Origin of the sequence: Bosea sp. F3-2, assembly GCF_008253865.1 — a bacterium.
Lineage (GTDB): Bacteria > Pseudomonadota > Alphaproteobacteria > Rhizobiales > Beijerinckiaceae > Allobosea.
Genome location: NZ_CP042332.1, coordinates 111,437 through 128,468, shown reverse-complemented (window position 1 = coordinate 128,468; position 17,032 = coordinate 111,437). Strand labels below are relative to the sequence as shown.

Genomic DNA, 17,032 nt, shown 5'->3' with positions numbered 1-17,032 from the left:
TAAGGGGAGACGGCCATGGACTACGATCGCGTGGGGAGAAATCCGCTCTTCAAGCAACTCTCGTTTGAACGAAACTGCCTTGGTGGCGGGTTGGCTCTCACAATGATCACGGTCTACTTCAGCTTCATCCTGATCGTCGCCTTTTCACCCGCATCGCTCGGAATTCCGACGCATCCTGGCGCGGCATTGACGTGGGGCGTTGTCGTCGGTGCCTCGATCCTGAGCTTCGGGTTCGTCCTGACCGCGATTTACGTCATCTGCGCAAATCGGCGTTTCGACGCGCTGACGCGCCGCATCCAGGAGGAACTGAAATGAACTGGATACGCACAGCATTGCTTGTCTCGGCTCTTATCGCGCCAACCTCGGCTGCTCGGGCCGACGCCATAACCGCAACGGCCGGCAGGCAAGCCCTCAATCCGGTGGCGATTTCCTTGTTTCTGGTCTTCGTGGTGGCGAGCCTGACCATCACGCTTTGGGCGGCCCGCCGTGGGACCAAAACCGCCCGAGACTACTACGCCGCCGGCGGCGGATTGAGCGGCATACAAAACGGCCTGGCGATCGCGGGCGACTACACCTCGGCTGCGACTTTTCTCGGGGTGACGGCACTGGTCTACGGGTCCGGCTACGATGGAATGATCTACGCGATCGGATTTCTCGTCGGCTTTCCCATGATCCTGTTCCTGGTCGCCGAGCCTCTGCGAAACCTGGGTCGGTACACCTTCGCGGACGTGGCCGCATACCGGCTGGCGGAAAGGCCCATTCGGACGGTCGCCGGCGTCAACACGCTCGTCATCGTGCTGTTCTACCTGATCGCCCAGATGGTCGGCGCCGGGAAGCTGATCGAGCTCTTGTTCGGTTTGCCGTACTGGGTCGCCGTCGGAATCGTCGGCCTGCTCATGATGCTTTACGTCACATTGGGGGGCATGCTCGCCACGACGTGGGTCCAGATCATCAAGGCCGTGCTGCTCCTGACCGGTACGGTCGTGATGTCGCTGCTCATTCTCGGTCGGTTCGGCTTCAGCGTGGAGCGGCTTTTTGCGGCGGCTGTGAGCATCCACCCAAAAGGCTCCGCCATCATGGCTCCGGGTGGAATGGTGAAGGATCCCATCTCTGCGATCTCGCTTGGGATGGCGCTGATCTTCGGAACAGCCGGGCTGCCGCATATCCTCATGCGCTTCTTCACGGTCGCCGATGCACGCCAGGCCCGCATCTCGGTCCTGGTGGCGACAGCCTTCATCACCGTGTTCTACACGCTGCTATTCGTGCTCGGATTTGGCGCGATCGCGCTGGTCTCGGGTGACGCAACCTATGTCGATCCGAAGGGTGCCCTCATCGGCGGCGCGAATATGGTCGCGTTGCATTTGGCAGACAAACTGGGCGGATCAATATTGCTAGGGTTCATCTCTGCAGTCGCATTCGCGACGATCCTCGCTGTCGTCTCCGGTTTGACGATCGCCGGAGCCTCGGCCGCTAGCCATGATCTCTATGCCCGTGTTCTGCGTCGCGGTCGTGTCAGCGAGCAGGAGGAGGTCAAGATCTCGAAGGCGGCCGCCGTCCTCATCAGCCTTGCGGCGATGGGCCTTGGCATCCTCTTCGAGAACCAGAACATCGCGTTCATGGTGGGCTTGGTCTTCGCGATCGCAGCCAGTGCCAACTTCCCGGTCATTCTGCTGTCCGTGTCCTGGCGCGGTCTGACCACCGCCGGCGCTGTGTCCGGCTCGGTCGTCGGGCTGATAACCGCGCTCGTGCTTGTCGCCTTGAGCCCGAGCGTTTGGACCGCGACCCTGAAGTTAGGGCCCGCGATCTTCCCATACGACAATCCCGCGTTCATCTCGGTGCCGCTGGCGTTCGCGACATCGTGGCTGGTGTCGATCCTGGATCAAAGCAGCAGCGCGAAAGCAGTCCGAGCCGCCTTCACGGCTCAGTACATCACAGCTCACACCGGCTTCGAGCGGAAGCCCGCGGGAAGCCATCACTAAGCCCGTTTGCATGCAAGGCCACCGCGGTGGGTCCTGCCGTGCCGGACGATTGGAGACACATCCATGCCGACGTTGTTTGACCCCTTGAAGCTCGGATCGATCTCTGCTCCGAACCGAATCTTCATGGCCCCGTTGACGAGGGCGCGGGGCACGCGCGGCCATCTGCCCACGCCCATAATGGCCCAGTATTATCGCCAGCGGGCGAGCGCGGGCCTGATCATCTCGGAAGCGACCGGCATCAGCCGCCAGGGCCTGGGCTGGCCCTTCGCGACCGGCATCTGGATGGACGCGCAGGTCGACGGTTGGCGGCGCGTCACGAAGGCCGTCCACGAGGCGGGCGGCCGCATCGTTTGTCAGCTCTGGCACATGGGACGGGTTGTCCACCCCAGTCTCCTGGGTGGTAGCCGAGCGGTCTCGGCCTCGGCCACAACCGCCCCGGGTTATGCACATACCTACGACGGAAAACAACCACACCAGCAGGCGCGCGCGCTCGCGGAAAGCGAGATACCAGGCGTGATCGCCGACTATCGTGCTGCCGCCGCCAACGCGATGGCTGCCGGGTTCGACGGCGTCCAAATTCACGCGGCCAACGGTTACCTCATCGATCAGTTCCTGCGCGCGAGTGCGAACCACAGGACCGATACCTATGGCGGATCGATAGAGAATCGGATCCGCCTGTTGCGCGGAGTTACGGAGGCTGTCGCTGCGACGATCGGGCCGAACCGAACAGGGGTCCGACTATCGCCGAATGGCGACTCCCAGGGGATCAACGATCCGAATCCCGAGCCTCTTTTTGCGCAGGTCGCCAACGTGCTCTCCGAAATCGGGATCGCGTTTCTGGAGCTGCGCGAACCCGGCCCCAACGGCACGCGCGGCAAACCCGATCGGCCAGCCCTGGCCCCGATGATACGCGCGGGCTTCAACGGCCCTTTGATCTTGAATTCCGACTATGACGCGCAAACGGCCCAGCTTGCTTTGGATAATGGCACGGCCGATGCGATCGCCTTCGGTCGGCCATTCCTCGCCAACCCCGATCTGCCGGCTCGCATTGCAGCCTCTCTGCCCTTGAACGCCGACGACATGGAGACCTGGTACAGTCAAGGTCCGCAGGGATACATCGACTATCCGATGGCGAGGGAGACTGCGCCGCCGAATGGCAGCGCAGTCTGATTCCGTTGCGACGCGACGATGTCGCTTCAACCCGTTGGAGTTCGGCGTCAGGCTTCGCATGTCTGGATCATCGGGCGGGCGCGTCCGAGCCAAGCCAGCGCGAGGCCTCCCGCTGCGAGCAGCCCGCCCGCGACCGGCACGGCCACATAGCCGAGGCCAAGGCTGATCACGGCGCCACCGACGGCCGCGCCGAGCGCATTGCCGAGGTTGAACGCACCGACATTGATCGATGAGGCGAGGCCCGGCGCTTCCGATGCCGCCTGCATCACCCGCATCTGGACCGGCGGCACGATGGCGAAGGCCGCCGCGCCCCAGATGAGGAGCCCGATCGCAGCTCCGACATGGCTTGTCAGCACGAAGGGCAGGGCCAGCATGATGAGCGCGAGCGCGCCCAGGAAGATCCTGGTCGCACCATCGAGCGACCAGTCGGCGAGCCGTCCGCCGAGTCCGTTGCCTATGGTGAACCCGACCCCGATCAACACGAGTGCGAGCGTGACGAACCCCTCCGACGCGCCGGTCAGTTCCGTCAACGTCGGACGCTCTGCAGTATTCAAGCAGTCGCTCGCATCGATAGGGCGACGGTACTCCATCAACGTTAGAGCCCTGATGGTCCCATTTCATTAGTGCTTGCGGATGTCTGACTTACACTTGCGTATGATTGCATCCCAGGACCGGACGCAGTTTTTGAAGTGCGTGGCTACAGCCTGTCCGCAAGATAATGATGAATTTGTTCGCGATTTGTATTTCACGAAGCCTCTCGGTCCCTTGGCCAAGCGGAAATCGACGGCGCAACGGAACGATTAAGCGAGCCTGCTTTTGGATCTGCGCATCGTCGATGGCGCTCGCGGCTGGCTTCGGGAAGTAACCGAAAACCACTCCCACCCCGTGGAAGGAAAAGGTCGTGAAGGCTCTTCGCATCAGGATCGTCGGCGGCTCGCTCGCGGGTCTTTTCGCAGGCGTTCTGCTCCAGCGTGACGAACACGACGTCCGCATCTACGAGCGATCCCGCCACGGGCTGGGTGGGCGCGGCGCCGGCCTTGTACCGCAGCAAGAGGTCTTCCAGATGCTCCGGCTGATCGGATGCGAGCATGTCGCACGCATCGGTGTCGTCGCCCGGGAACGCATCTATCTGGAGCGCGACGGCCGTGTCGCGCAGACCTTTGCCACGCCGCAAACGCAAGTATCCTGGGATGTGCTCTACGAAACGGTCGCATCCCATATGGCGTCCGACCACTACGTGCTCGGTCGCGAGGTCGAACGCGTCAGCGACGGTCTCGACGGCGCGACGATCCATTTCTCAGACGGAACTTCGGAGGAGGCGGATCTGGTCATCGGGGCCGATGGAGTCGGTTCCGCGGTTCGCCGAGCGGTCAATCCCGAACACCACACCAACAGCTTCGCGGGCTATGTCGCCTGGCGTGGGCTGATCCCGGAGACTGCCCTTCCCGAAAGGGCAGGACTCCTGTTGGAGCGCTTCGCCTTCTATGTGACGCAAGGTGTCCATGTCCTCGGTTATCTCGTGCCCGGGCCCAAGGGCGAGATGGCCAGAGGCGAGCGCCGCTACAATTGGGTTTGGTATCGCAAAGTGCCGGCTGACGAACTGGCCGGGCTCTTCACCGATCGCAGCGGCCAGACGTTTGAATTTTCACTTCCGCGGGGTGGCCTTTCGGAGGACAGACGCGACGGATTGCGCCGTGACGCCTTCGAGGTGCTGCCCCCGCAATTCGCGCTCGCTGTGGCTGCCGAGGAGACGCCTTCGATCCAGGGCATCTTCGACTATGAGGCTCCGCGCATGGTTGGTCGTTCCATCGCGCTGATCGGCGACGCCGCCTTCGTCGTCAGGCCCCATACCGCCATGGGTGTGTCGAAGGCCGCAGGCGACGTCTTGGCGTTGCAGCGCCGATTGACGGCGCAAAGCGATCTCGGTGCCGCGCTATTGGCGTACGAAGGTGAGCGTCGTTCCATTGGCGAGGAGATTGCCGCCTATGGACGCAGGCTCGGCGCCTCCGCCCTGTGATTGGGGCTGCGGCGGCGTCGACGGAGCCGGGTTGTACATCCCTTCGTATGAGACGAGCAGCCTTCGGTCTTAATGTGCTTTCGGCGGCCGCTTGTTACGAACCTAGCAGGGGCGTGAAGCCCCGGGACCCCGTGCTTCCGCCACCTTGGAACCATCCGCTGCGAGGAACCATGTCACGAAACGTCGCCGATCTCATTGTTGAAACCCTCGATCAGGCCGGTGTGGAGCGCATCTATGGCGTCGTGGGTGACAGCCTCAACGGGCTGACCGAAGCCTTACGCCAGACCGGCAAGATCGAATGGGTGCATGTCCGGCATGAGGAAGTGGCAGCTTTCGCAGCGGCCGGCGAATCACAGATCACCGGCAACCTCGCCGTCTGCGCCGGATCCTGCGGGCCGGGCAATCTGCATCTGATCAACGGTCTCTACGATGCCCAGCGCAGCCGCACGCCGGTGCTTGCCATCGCCGCACAAATCCCGTCGGCCGAGATCGGCGGTGGCTATTTCCAGGAGACGCATCCGCAAAATCTGTTCCGCGAATGCAGCGTCTACTGTGAGCTCGTCTCCGACCCGAGCCAGATGCCCTATGTGCTGGAGAACGCGATCCGGGCGGCCGTTGGCGAACGCGGCGTCGCCGTCATCGTCATCCCCGGCGACGTGGCGCTCAAGCCCGCGCCCCACCGAGCCGTCTCGCCGGTCGCCGGTCTTCTTCCGCCGGTACCGGTGGTCACCCCTGGCGATGCGCAGGTCGAGGCGCTCGCCGCCATGCTCAATGGCGCAGAGCGCGTGACACTCTTCTGCGGTCGCGGCTGCGCCGGCGCGCATCCCCAACTGATGCAGCTTGCCGAGACGCTCAAGAGCCCCATCGTGCATGCACTCGGCGGCAAGGAGCATGTCGAATACGACAATCCCTACGATGTCGGCCTGACCGGTTTCATCGGCTTCGCCTCGGGTTACGAGGCGATGCATGCCTGTGACACCCTGCTGATGCTGGGCACCGACTTTCCCTATAAGCAGTTCCTGCCCACCGGCATCAAGATCGCCCAGGTCGATATCCGAGCAGCCCAGCTCGGGCGGCGCTGCAAGCTCGATCTCGGCGTCGTCGGCGATGTGGGTGCGACGATCGACGCCTTGCTGCCGCGCCTCTCCGTGAAGCAGGACCGGCTGCATCTGGACCACAGCCTCGCCCGCTATGCGACATCACGCGACGGCCTCGACGCGCTTGCACGCGGTACGCCGGGACGCAAGCCGATCCACCCCCAATACCTGGCGAAGGTCGTCAGCGAGGTTGCCGCCGACGATGCCGCTTTCACCTTCGACGTCGGCACGCCGACGATCTGGGCCGCGCGCTACCTCAAGATGAACGGCAAGCGGCGTCTGGTGGGCTCACTGGTGCATGGCTCCATGGCCAACGCCATGCCCCAGGCCATCGGGATCCAGGCGGCACAGCGTGAACGGCAAGTGATTTCGCTCTCCGGCGATGGCGGCTTCACCATGCTGATGGGCGACCTCATCACGCTCAAGCAGGAGAACCTGCCGGTGAAAATCGTGATCTTCAACAATGGCGTGCTGGGCTTCGTCGCGTTGGAGATGAAGGCGTCGGGCTTTGTCGAGCTCGGTACCGACCTGCAGAACCCGGATTTCGCCGCGATGGCCCGCGCCATGGGAATCCATGGCGTGCGGGTCGAGGATCCCGGCGATCTGCCGGGCGCGGTCGCCGACGTGCTCGCCCATGACGGGCCCGCCGTGCTCGACGTGGTGACGGCGACGCAAGAGCTGTCGATGCCGCCGACCATCGGGCTCGAGGAGGTGAAGGGCTTCAGCCTCTGGATGCTGCGCGCCGTGATGAGCGGGCGCGGCGACGAGGTGATCGATCTCGCCAAGCAGAACCTGCTGCCGCGCTGAGGCTACGAAGCGGGAACGGCGTGCTTGCGGCAGTAGCCCCCTACTTGCCGCCAGGCTCGCTGGACATTCGCGAGGATATGATCGGCCGAGTTGGCGGTCTCCGCCCACTGGCTACGCTCGAGGTGGCGCTTGACGGCTCCAGCGTGCAGCATGATCGCCATAAATGCGTCGATGGCTTCCACAGCCCGAGACGTCGCATTGCCGCTGTCGCCGACGTACTCATCCCCACGAGCTACTGTCCAATCAGCAACGGGTTCTCCGTCCCGTTCAACCACGATACGCATCGCTGTAATCAAGCCACTGAGATCGCGCTCTGGCCGTAATTGGATGCGTCGACGCACCGGCAACATGTCGCGCAGCCGCAGCATCTGTTCAATCTCGCACTCGTCACCACTCGAAAAGACCGTGGTGGCCGCCTGCCGGATCAGCTCGAACTCGCATGGATCGAGCAGCCCGGCCTGCTCGTCATTGAACGTCAGCCCATTGTGCCGTTCGGGTGCAATCTCACTTGCAATCTCGGCCATGACCTCTCCCCCTTACCGTCGTTCAACGATGAATAGGAACTAGCCGATGGGGAGGAGGCGGCACTGTAAAAAACTGCAAAATTTTCGTCAGATGCTCTGCTGAGCCCTTTGCAGCACCAGCGACCAGGCGAACAATGCCGAAGCGGCTATCACCGTGACGATAGCCGCAGCAATAAGTGCCCAAACTCCGTGCAGATAGACAAGCCCTCCGATCGCCGGGCCCGTTGAGAGGCCGAGCTTGGAGGCAAAGCCAGCCAGCATCGCCGATCTGCCGCTATCATCTCCATCGGAGCAGATCGCGAACGCGTAAGGCAGTGCCATCGCCATAGCGAAGAAGACGGCCGCAATCGCAAACGCGAACAGCGCCTGATCATGACCCAGTCCGATCAGCGCCTTGCTGAAGCCTGCCGCCAGCACGACCGCCACCATGGGCCGCCAGCCGTAGACGCGGCTTATCGCCAACATGGCGAGAGCGCCCGGCACTCCCGCCCAAAGTCCGAACCCGACAGCCGCGCCCGAAAAGCTCGCGGCATGTCCGAGGTCGGAGCCGATGCCGATCAAGAAGGCACCCAACCCGAGATTGGCCGCCTGGAACAAGAAGAGACCGCCAATGCGAAACAGATTGCGTACGGGGATTCCAGCGGAGTCAGTGCCTGCTCTTTCAAGTCCCGGCTGCGGCGACCGGAACAAGGGCAAGAACGGCACCACGAGCAACGCCAGAATACTGAAGGCGGCGAGCACCAGGAAGACGACGCCATGCGTCATGTAGGGTGCGAGAAATGTCGAGGCGAATACGCCGATCCCGCCGAAGCCGAAATGGAACAGGAACAGGATGCCGAATGCCTGGCGAGGATCCGCGGTGCGGGCGATCAACCCGTAGCAAAGACCAACCAGCAGTCCGCCGATTACCCCATGCACCGCCCGGACTACGACCAGCGCCTCGTAGCTGCGTACGCCGGTCGTCGCGACGTCGGCGGCGACCAGCCCGAGGAGGAGACCGATTGCCAGCGGTCGCCAGGGGAGACGCGGTACGATGAACAGAGCAAGGAGCGCACCGAGTGTGGAGCCGTAGCCATTGCTCGCGGCGACGAATCCCGCCTGTGTCGCGTCGAGGCCGTACTCGGTACGAAGTGCAGCCACTATCGAGGGCATGATGTCGATGTAGAGCGGCCCCGCCATGGAGAGTAAAGCCAATAACAAGGCGATCCGCAGTCCGCTTGGCCGCGGCGCGATCCGAGCGGTCTCGACCGCGAGAGTGGACGTCATGTCTCCGGTCTCGCCCTCTTCATCGCCGTCCGAAAGGAGATCGTCGGCATTTCACATATGAAATCGATGATAGCATCATAAATGATAGACTGATAAATAACGCAAGCGCCTGATGGTTGTTTCCTGGATCGTCGATGCAATCTGTATTCCACGCCGCCCAATTCGGCCCATTCCAGCTCGTCTTGTCCTCAAGGCGGCTGTATAGGAACGGGACGCATGTCCCCATGCGCGGACGGACGCTGGACCTCCTGGTTGCATTGGTGGAGCGTGCCGGCGATATCGTTACAAAGGGGGAGCTACTGGCCAGTGCGTGGCCCGGTCTTTTCGTCGAAGAAGCCAATCTTCGGGTACAGATGACGGCGCTTCGGCGCGTGCTCGGCGACGGTCAGGACGGACGCCAGTACATCATCAATATCGCCAGGCGCGGCTACAGCTTCGTGGCCGACGTCACGTTCACCGAAGTTGCGGAGCGTGTCGCACCGCCAAGCCGGTCGAAAAGGCAAAACCTGCCTTTCAACCTTTCGTCTGTGCTGGGACGCGGCGCGGCAGTGGCGGCGATCGGCCAAGAGCTTGCTCACCGCCGCTTTGTCAGCGTGGTCGGTCCCGGCGGAGTTGGCAAGACCACGGTTGCGCTCGACGTGGCTCGCGTGGCGCTGGCACAGGATGGCGCAGAAGCCATCGACGTCGTCGTGATGGTCGAGCTGGCACAGATCATCGAAACGGCGCTTGTGGAAGACGCGGTCGCATCCGCGATTGGTATGACTCTTGGGACGGGGGCGCCGCAACTCAACGAGAAGTTGCCGATCGAACGCGGCCTGTTGATCCTCGATAATTGCGAGCAAGTTGTTGCCACCGCCGCTGCATTGGCCGAACGGCTCCTCGCCACCAATCCCGAATTGCGGCTTCTTGTCACCAGTCGCGAACCATTGCGGGCAAAGGGTGAGCATGTCTTCCGGCTGCCTGGATTAGAGGTGCCGCCCCGGGAGGTCGGCGAGGCGACCGCCAATGTGCTCGCCTATCCGGCAGCTCGCTTGTTCGTCGAGCGTGCCGCTGCCACGCTTGGTACCTACGCGCCGGCCCCCGAAGAGATCGCGGACATCGTCGCGATCTGTCGCCGTCTTGATGGGTTGCCGCTGGCGATCGAACTGGCGGCGGGGCGCGTGGACGCCTTTGGAGTCAAGGGACTGGCGGAGCGGCTCGACGACGTCTTTCGCCTGCTGGTGTCGGGACGTCGCACCGCCCTGCCGCGCCACCAAACGCTGCAAGCGACCTTGGCCTGGAGCTACGACCACCTCAGCCCAGCCGAGCAGATCACGCTGTGCCGGCTTTCCATCTTCGCGGGTCATTTCTCGCTGGACGCGGCGAGCAAGGTTGCCGCGATCGAGGAAGCGAGCTGGGCGACGATCGAGAATCTCACAAGTCTCGTCTCGAAATCACTTGTCGCCGCCGATTTCTCCCAGGCGATACCCCGTTATCGCCTACTGGAGGTTACCCGCGCCTATGCGCTGGAGAAGCTCAGGGGAGCCGGCGGCCTCGAGCGGTTGAGCCGTCGCCACGCCACCTATATGAAGGACCTGATCGCAACCGCCGAGCAGGACTGGCCGCGCGCGCAGCCAGATGATTGGCTCGCCACCTTTGCCGGCCAGCTAGACAATGTTCGTGCCGCACTCGATTGGTGCTTCGGCCCGAAGGGCGACCGCGAGATCGGGGTGGCGTTAACCGTCTCCTCGGCCGTGCTGTGGTTTCAGCAGTCGCTGGTGACTGAGTGCCGGGCGCGCTTCGAGCGCGCCGTTTCTAGCTTGGGCGAGGGCGCGCCCCTCGACTTGGCTCGCCAGGTGTCATTGATGACCGCGCTAGGCACGGCACTGCTCTATACCATCGGACCGGGGAGCGAGGCCGAGGAGCCGATGCAGGTGGCCTGCCAAGCCGCTCGTAAGGCGGGCAGCGTCGAGTTGCAGTTGCGGGCAATCTGGGGACTGTGGGCTGTCACTTTCTGCTCCGGCCGTCACGACGCCGCACTGGAGATCGCTCGCGATTTCGCCAAGCTCGCCGGCACAATCGGTGATGGCGCGCAGGGCGCTGATCTCGTCATTGCCAATCGCCTCATGGGCATGTCGCTCCTGTTCCTAGGTCGTGTCGAAGAGGCGGCGGTCGCTCTTGAGGCGGCGCTCGGCGGCGGCATCTCGGCCAATACTATCGTCCGTATGCAGTACGATCAGGAGCTGAACGGGCGCGCATTCTATTCGGTGACACTATGGCTGCTCGGCCTTCAGGATCAGGCGTCGGCGCTCGCGACCCGCAATACGGCCGATGCGCGCGCGCGGGGGCACGCCACCACCTTGGCGCTCAACCTCGTCGATTCCGGCTGTCCGGTCGCCTTCTACTGTGGCGAGGCGGAGATGCTGGCCGAGCGGCTCGATTTGTTGGCCGATATCTCCAGCCGACATTCGTTCGGACCATGGCGGGCTTGGTGCCGGTGCTATCGCGGCTCGTTCCATCTCCTGAACGGTGACTTCTCGCAGGCGGCGGAGGAGCTGGCGGCCGGTCTCGAAGCTTTGGAGCAAACGCGCTGGCCGGTCCGCAGGGCTCTGTTCCTTGGTCATTACGCGCAAGCTCTCGACGGCCTCGGCAGGGTGGGCGACGCGACGGCGCGTGCAGAGGAGGCGATCAGTTTCTGTCGCACCACCGGGGAAAGTTGGATCCTGCCGGAATTGCTCCACATCCGCGCCGGTATCATCGCGCCGGAGCGGCCTCACGCGGCACTTGCGAGCCTCGATGAAGCGTGGCGAGCCGCCCAGGGGGCTGGCATGCGGTCATGGGCGTTGCGCTGCGCGACGGCAGCGGCGAGGTTCGCGCCGCAAAAGGTTCAAATCGTGGAACGGCTGAGCGGGCTCGTCGCTGCGTTTGGCGAGGGCCATGCCAAGCCGGACTATCGCAACGCGCGAGAAGTGCTCGGCCGTTATGCGACCAGTCATACGAATGTATAATTTCCTCATACATACGTTATAGCCGAGCAGACCCATGTAGCATGGAGTGAGTTCGCCTTTGACATACGCTTTGGCCATAGCGAGCCGAAGCGTGGGCGTCTCAAGTCATTGCGGGCACCAGGACCGATGGGCGGAGGCCAAGCAGCCTTGCCTACACCGGGACTGACCTCGTTGTGACGACATTCGGCGGCTTCGCTCACATCCGCGAGTAAGAGGTCACGTCCGTGTCTCTCATCGTCCTCAAATTCGGTTTCCCGAACCGCATGGACTTCAGCCCCATGCTCGGTCGATCCGGCGCCAGGTGCTTCAAAGGGGCCATCCTGGGCTCTGCTTTCAAACCTCAGCCATCCGTCAGTCGATTTCCCCATTCATCAAGCGATAGGAGCTATCCATGGGCATCGTGAAGTCCGTTCGCCCGTACGACAGCCCCGCTGGCGGCTGGGGCGCCCTCAAGGCCATGGGAGAAGCGCTGGCCGAGCAGGATATCGCGATTTCGGGGATGGCTACGCTCGCGCGCATGAACCAGCATGGCGGTTTTGACTGCCCTGGCTGTGGATGGGGAGACCCGAAGCGGACATCGCCCTTCGAGTACTGCGAGAATGGTGGAAAGGCCGTCGCCTGGGAGGCTACGGCCAAGCGCTGCACGCCCGATTTCTTTGCCGCCCATACGGTGACCGAGCTCGGCGGCCTGAGCGACTTCGAACTGGAGATGGAAGGGCGCCTCACGCACCCAATGCGCTATTCGGCCGAGACCGACACCTATGTGCCGGTGCAGTGGGAGGAGGCATTCGCGATCGTTGCCCGCAACCTCAATGCGCTGCCCGATCCCAACATGGCAGAGTTCTACACCTCCGGTCGAGCTTCGAACGAGGCTGCCTTTCTTTACCAGCTTTTCGCCCGGGAATACGGCACCAACAACTTCCCCGATTGCTCGAACATGTGCCACGAGGCGACGAGTGTGGGGCTGCCCGCGTCGATCGGAGTCGGCAAGGGCACTGTGCTGCTTGACGATTTCGATCGGGCCGACTGCATCCTGATCTTCGGTCAAAATCCCGGCACCAATAGCCCGCGGATGATGACGAGCCTGCGCAATGCGTCGCGCCGTGGCGCGTCCATCCTCTCGTTCAATCCATTTCGGGAGCGGGCGCTGGAGCGCTTTCAGTCACCGCAGAATCCGGTCGAAATGGCGACGCTCACCTCGACTCCGATCAGTTCCCGCCTCTACCAAGTGCGCATCGGCGGCGACCTGGCGCTGCTCAAGGGAATGATGAAATACCTCGTCGAGGCGGATGCGGCCGCACGCGATCAGGAACGCGCGCCGGTCCTCGATTGGGATTTCATCCGTGGTCATACGACAGGAATCGACGAATTGATCGGCGATCTGAACGCTGTGAACTGGGCGGACATCGAACGCATCTCCGGCATCGCGAAAGCCGATATCGCGCAGGCGGCCGAGATCTACATGAAGGCCAAGCGGGCCATCTTCGTTTACGGCATGGGCATCACCCAGCACCGCCACGGCACCCAGAATGTCCAGCAGATCGCCAATCTCGCGCTCCTGCGCGGCAATGTCGGCCGGGCAGGCAGTGGTATTTGCCCCGTGCGCGGCCATTCCAACGTGCAAGGGGATCGCACGGTCGGCATCACGGAAATCCCCACCCCGGAGTTCCTCGACCGTCTGAAGGCCCGGTTCGGGTTCGAGCCGCCCCGCGCACATGGCCACAACGTCGTCACCGCACTCGAGTCAATGGTGCGTGGCGAGGCACGCGTGTTCATCGGGCTCGGAGGCAACTTCGCTGCCGCCATCCCGGACTGGCAGTTGACCCAGGATGCGATGCGCAAGCTCGACCTGACGGTCCATATCTCGACGAAGCTCAACCGCAGCCATCTCGTTCACGGTCGGGAGGCGCTCATTCTCCCCTGCCTCGGCCGCACCGAGACCGACATCCAGTTGGGCGGCCCTCAGTCCATCACCGTCGAGGATTCGATGTCGATGGTGCATGCGTCGACGGGACATAATGTGCCGGCCTCCGACCATCTGCGGAGCGAGCCGGCCATCATCGCCGGCATGGCACGCGCGACGCTCGCCGCCCGCTCCAAGGTCGCGTGGGAGAAACTGATCGGCGATTATTCGCTTATTCGCGAAGATATCGAAGCCGTCTTCCCAATGTTCCAGGGATACAACGCCCGCATCCGTGAGCCTGGCGGCTTCCATCTCACCTCACTGGCTCGCGAGCGCGTCTGGGCGACGTCGACAGCCAGGGCGAACCTCATCGTCCATGAGGGTCTCGGCGAAGATCCCGCACTGGGGGACCCCGATGCGCTCTGGCTCACATCCGTGCGCAGCCATGATCAGTATAACACGACGCTCTATTCGCTTTCGGATCGCTATCGCGGTGTCTACGGCCAGCGCGACGTGATCTTTCTCAATGAACGCGAAATGCAGAAGCGCGGCCTGTCAGCCGATGATCGCGTCGACATCGTGACGCTATCGACGGACGGCATGGAGCGTGCGGTCCGCGGCTTTCGGGTCGTGGCCTATGCATTCCCGGATGGGGGTTGCGCGGCCTACTACCCTGAGACCAATCCGCTGGTGCCGCTCTACGCCCATGATCCGCAAAGCTTCACCCCATCGTCCAAGGCGGTGCCGGTCCGCATCGTGCGGTCGCTCGCGGAAAAGGGAGCGCACTGATCATGGATGCGGTCCAGCTTGCCCGCCTGCAATTCGCCTTCACAATCGGCTTCCACATCTTATGGCCGACTTTCACGATCGGCACCGCCTGGTTCATCACATGGCTGAGCGCCTTGTGGTGGCGGACCGGAAACCAGGTCTATCGCGACCTGATACGCTTCTGGATGCGTATCTTTGCCCTGGGTTTCGGCATGGGGGTCATTACCGGCATCGTGCTGAGCTACGAGATCGGCACTAACTGGGCCGGCTTCTCGCGCTCGGTCTCCAACGTCCTTGGCCCGCTGTTCCTCTATGAGACGTTGACGGCCTTTTTCCTGGAGGCCGGCTTCATCGGCATCATGCTGTTCGGCGAGGGCAGGGTGTCACGCGGTGCGCATTTCTTCGCCTGCCTGATGGTCGCGATCGGCGCGCTCATCAGCTCGACCTGGATCATCGCCGCCAATAGCTGGATGCAGACTCCGGCCGGGGCGGTGGCGGACGCGCAGGGCATCTACCATGTCGTCGACTGGTCCGCGGTGATCTTCACCTCGTCCTTCCCCTACCGCCTCGCGCATATGGTGTGCGCGAGCTTCCTGACCTGCTCTTTCGTCGTCGCCGGCGTGTCGGCGTTCCATATGTGGCGGCGGCAGCATCTTGTGGCGTCGCGTACGGCGTTCTCGATGGCGATGTGGATGGCTCTCATCCTTGCGCCGGCCCAAATCTTCATCGGGGACCTTCATGGGCGCAATACCCTCGCTCAGCAACCGACCAAGCTCGCCGCGATGGAAGGGCTGTGGGAGACCACCCGCGGGCCGGGAATGACGGTAATCGGGTGGCCGGACATGAAGGCCGAACGCAATCTTTATGCGATTGAGTTTCCCCATCTCGCCAGTCTCTACCTGACACACTCCTGGGACGGCGAGGTTCAGGGGCTGAAGGCCGTTCCGCCGGGCGATCGTCCCTATGTGCCGGTGGTGTTCTTCGCCTTCCGCATCATGGCGGGCATCGGGGTGATCCTGCTTGTGACCGCTATCACGGGGCTGGTCCTGCGGCTGCGTCGCCGCCTCTTCTATGCCCACTGGTTCCACATCGTTGCCATGGCCGTCACGCCGCTGGGCTTCATCGCCGTGCTGGCCGGCTGGACGGTGACGGAGGCGGGGCGGCAGCCCTGGATCATCTACGGCCTGCTGCGGACGGCCGATGCGGTCGCTCCGGTCACAGCCGGGGCCGTCACCACGACGCTTCTCATCTTCTTCCTCGTCTACAACTTTCTTCTGCTCGCCTTCTTCTGGTTCGCGGGACGCGTCGCGCTCAAGGGACCAGCCGACAACGCATTGCCGACGCGTGAGCGGCCCGGCATCGATCGAACCAATGCCGGCGTCCCCACACACAAGGCTAGCTCGCTAGCAATCGGCGATGGCGCCGGACATCTGGGAGCTTGAACCATGATCTGGCAGTTCTTTACCGACCACGCTCCCCTCCTTTTCGGCGCGCTCGCGGCTTTCTGCGTGACTGTCTACGTGCTGGCAGATGGTCTCGACCTGGGCGTTGGAATTCTCTTTCTCGCTGCTCCGCGCAATGCCGACCGCGATCTGATGATGGCGAGCATAGAACCTGTTTGGGATGGTAACGAGACCTGGCTGGTGATGGGCGGTACATTGCTGTTCGCCGTCTTTCCTGCCGGGTACTATGTGCTGCTGCCGGCGTTCTATCTGCCGATCATGTTCATGCTTTTTGCCTTGATTTTCCGCGGTGTCGCATTCGGATTCCGACTCCAGGCGACCCGCTTCCGCTTTGTGTGGGACGCCGCTTTCGCGGGAGGCTCGATCCTGGCCACGTTGTGCCAAGGCATGATCCTGGGTGGTCTTGTGACGGGCGTTCCGGTTGACAACGGGATGTTTACCGGTGGCACGTTCAGTTCCTTCACTCTGCTTGGGTTGTTGTGCGGGGTTGGTCTTCTGGGCGGATATGGGCTGATCGGCGCCGGCTGGTTGATCTGGAAAACCGACGGGCCGACACAGGTGTTTGCCCGTGAGATAGCTCATGCCGCCCTCATCCTCGTCGCCATCATGATGCTGCTGGTCAGCGCCTGGAGCGCCTGGAGCGTCCCGGAGGTTGCCGCGCGTTGGTTCTCCTGGCCCAACCTCATCCTGCTCGCACCGGTGCCTCTGGTCACTCTCGCGGTTATTGCGTCCATCTGGCGCGGCCTATGGCGTGGCGCGGACGCCCGCACCTTCCTGCTGTCGCTCGGCTTGTTTATGCTCGGCCTGTTGGGCTTGGTGGTCAGCCTCTGGCCCTATGTCGTACCACGCAGCGTGACAGTATGGGACGGCATTTCCGACCCGCAATCACTGGCCTTCATCATGGCAGGCGTTGTCCTGATCTTGCCGGTCGTCCTTGTCTATCAGGCGCATGCCTATTGGGTTTTCCGCGGCAAGACCGGCCTTGCCGACGGATATGGTGGTGGTGCGATCAGCACCAAGGCTTGAGCACGGTAACCTTGGGACGGGAGCC

General features: G+C 63.1%; 11 protein-coding genes and 1 pseudogene. 9 read left to right on the top strand and 3 right to left on the bottom strand.

All coding sequences use genetic code 11. From position 1 onward, the window contains the following. Positions 1-15 precede the first annotated feature (15 nt). From FQV39_RS30265 to FQV39_RS30255, 3 genes are all read left to right on the top strand, one after another. Positions 16-315: a DUF485 domain-containing protein gene (locus FQV39_RS30265; protein ID WP_149134193.1), complete on the top strand. Its 300-nt coding sequence runs from the start codon at positions 16-18 to the stop codon at positions 313-315. Then, positions 312-1,979, top strand: coding sequence for a cation/acetate symporter ActP (actP, locus tag FQV39_RS30260; protein ID WP_149134192.1), 1,668 nt, complete (start codon positions 312-314; stop codon positions 1,977-1,979). The genes FQV39_RS30265 and actP overlap by 4 nt, the downstream gene beginning before the upstream one ends. Positions 1,980-2,042: 63 nt before the next feature. Next, positions 2,043-3,149, top strand: a complete 1,107-nt coding sequence (locus FQV39_RS30255; RefSeq protein WP_149134191.1) for an alkene reductase — start codon at positions 2,043-2,045, stop codon at positions 3,147-3,149. A 47-nt stretch (positions 3,150-3,196) separates the two neighbouring features. Here FQV39_RS30255 and FQV39_RS30250 read toward each other — a convergent pair. Continuing rightward, positions 3,197-3,685, bottom strand: a pseudogene (locus FQV39_RS30250) (MFS transporter); the annotation flags it as partial. A gap of 365 nt (positions 3,686-4,050) precedes the next feature. On the opposite strand from FQV39_RS30250, the gene FQV39_RS30245 reads away from it, so the two are divergent. Together FQV39_RS30245 and poxB are read left to right on the top strand one after the other, a co-directional pair. Continuing rightward, positions 4,051-5,166, top strand: a complete 1,116-nt coding sequence (locus FQV39_RS30245) for an FAD binding domain-containing protein (RefSeq protein ID WP_149134190.1) — start codon at positions 4,051-4,053, stop codon at positions 5,164-5,166. A gap of 170 nt (positions 5,167-5,336) precedes the next feature. Then, on the top strand, positions 5,337-7,070 hold the full coding sequence (poxB, locus tag FQV39_RS30240; RefSeq protein ID WP_149134463.1) for a ubiquinone-dependent pyruvate dehydrogenase: 1,734 nt from the start codon (positions 5,337-5,339) through the stop codon (positions 7,068-7,070). Positions 7,071-7,072: 2 nt separating this feature from the next. Here the strand turns inward: poxB and FQV39_RS30235 are convergent, their stop codons facing one another. Further along, positions 7,073-7,594 (bottom strand): hypothetical protein, encoded by a 522-nt coding sequence (locus FQV39_RS30235; protein ID WP_149134189.1) that lies wholly within the window; start codon positions 7,592-7,594, stop codon positions 7,073-7,075. Positions 7,595-7,681: 87 nt separating this feature from the next. Then, positions 7,682-8,860 (bottom strand): MFS transporter, encoded by a 1,179-nt coding sequence (locus tag FQV39_RS30230; RefSeq protein WP_149134188.1) that lies wholly within the window; start codon positions 8,858-8,860, stop codon positions 7,682-7,684. A gap of 224 nt (positions 8,861-9,084) precedes the next feature. On the opposite strand from FQV39_RS30230, the gene FQV39_RS30225 reads away from it, so the two are divergent. The 4 genes from FQV39_RS30225 to cydB all read left to right on the top strand — a co-directional run bounded on the left by FQV39_RS30225 (position 9,085) and on the right by cydB (position 17,007). Further along, positions 9,085-11,847, top strand: coding sequence for an ATP-binding protein (locus FQV39_RS30225; protein WP_187640381.1), 2,763 nt, complete (start codon positions 9,085-9,087; stop codon positions 11,845-11,847). A 391-nt stretch (positions 11,848-12,238) separates the two neighbouring features. Beyond that, on the top strand, positions 12,239-14,539 hold the full coding sequence (locus FQV39_RS30220; protein WP_149134186.1) for an FdhF/YdeP family oxidoreductase: 2,301 nt from the start codon (positions 12,239-12,241) through the stop codon (positions 14,537-14,539). 2 nt (positions 14,540-14,541) lie between these two features. Continuing rightward, the gene (locus tag FQV39_RS30215; protein WP_149134185.1) at positions 14,542-15,960 is read left to right on the top strand and encodes a cytochrome ubiquinol oxidase subunit I; all 1,419 of its coding nucleotides are present in this window, start codon (positions 14,542-14,544) and stop codon (positions 15,958-15,960) included. A gap of 3 nt (positions 15,961-15,963) precedes the next feature. Continuing rightward, positions 15,964-17,007 carry a cytochrome d ubiquinol oxidase subunit II gene (gene cydB, locus FQV39_RS30210; RefSeq protein WP_149134184.1) on the top strand — a complete coding sequence of 348 codons (1,044 nt, stop codon included), beginning with the start codon at positions 15,964-15,966 and terminating at the stop codon, positions 17,005-17,007. The last annotated feature ends 25 nt before the right edge of the window (positions 17,008-17,032 follow it).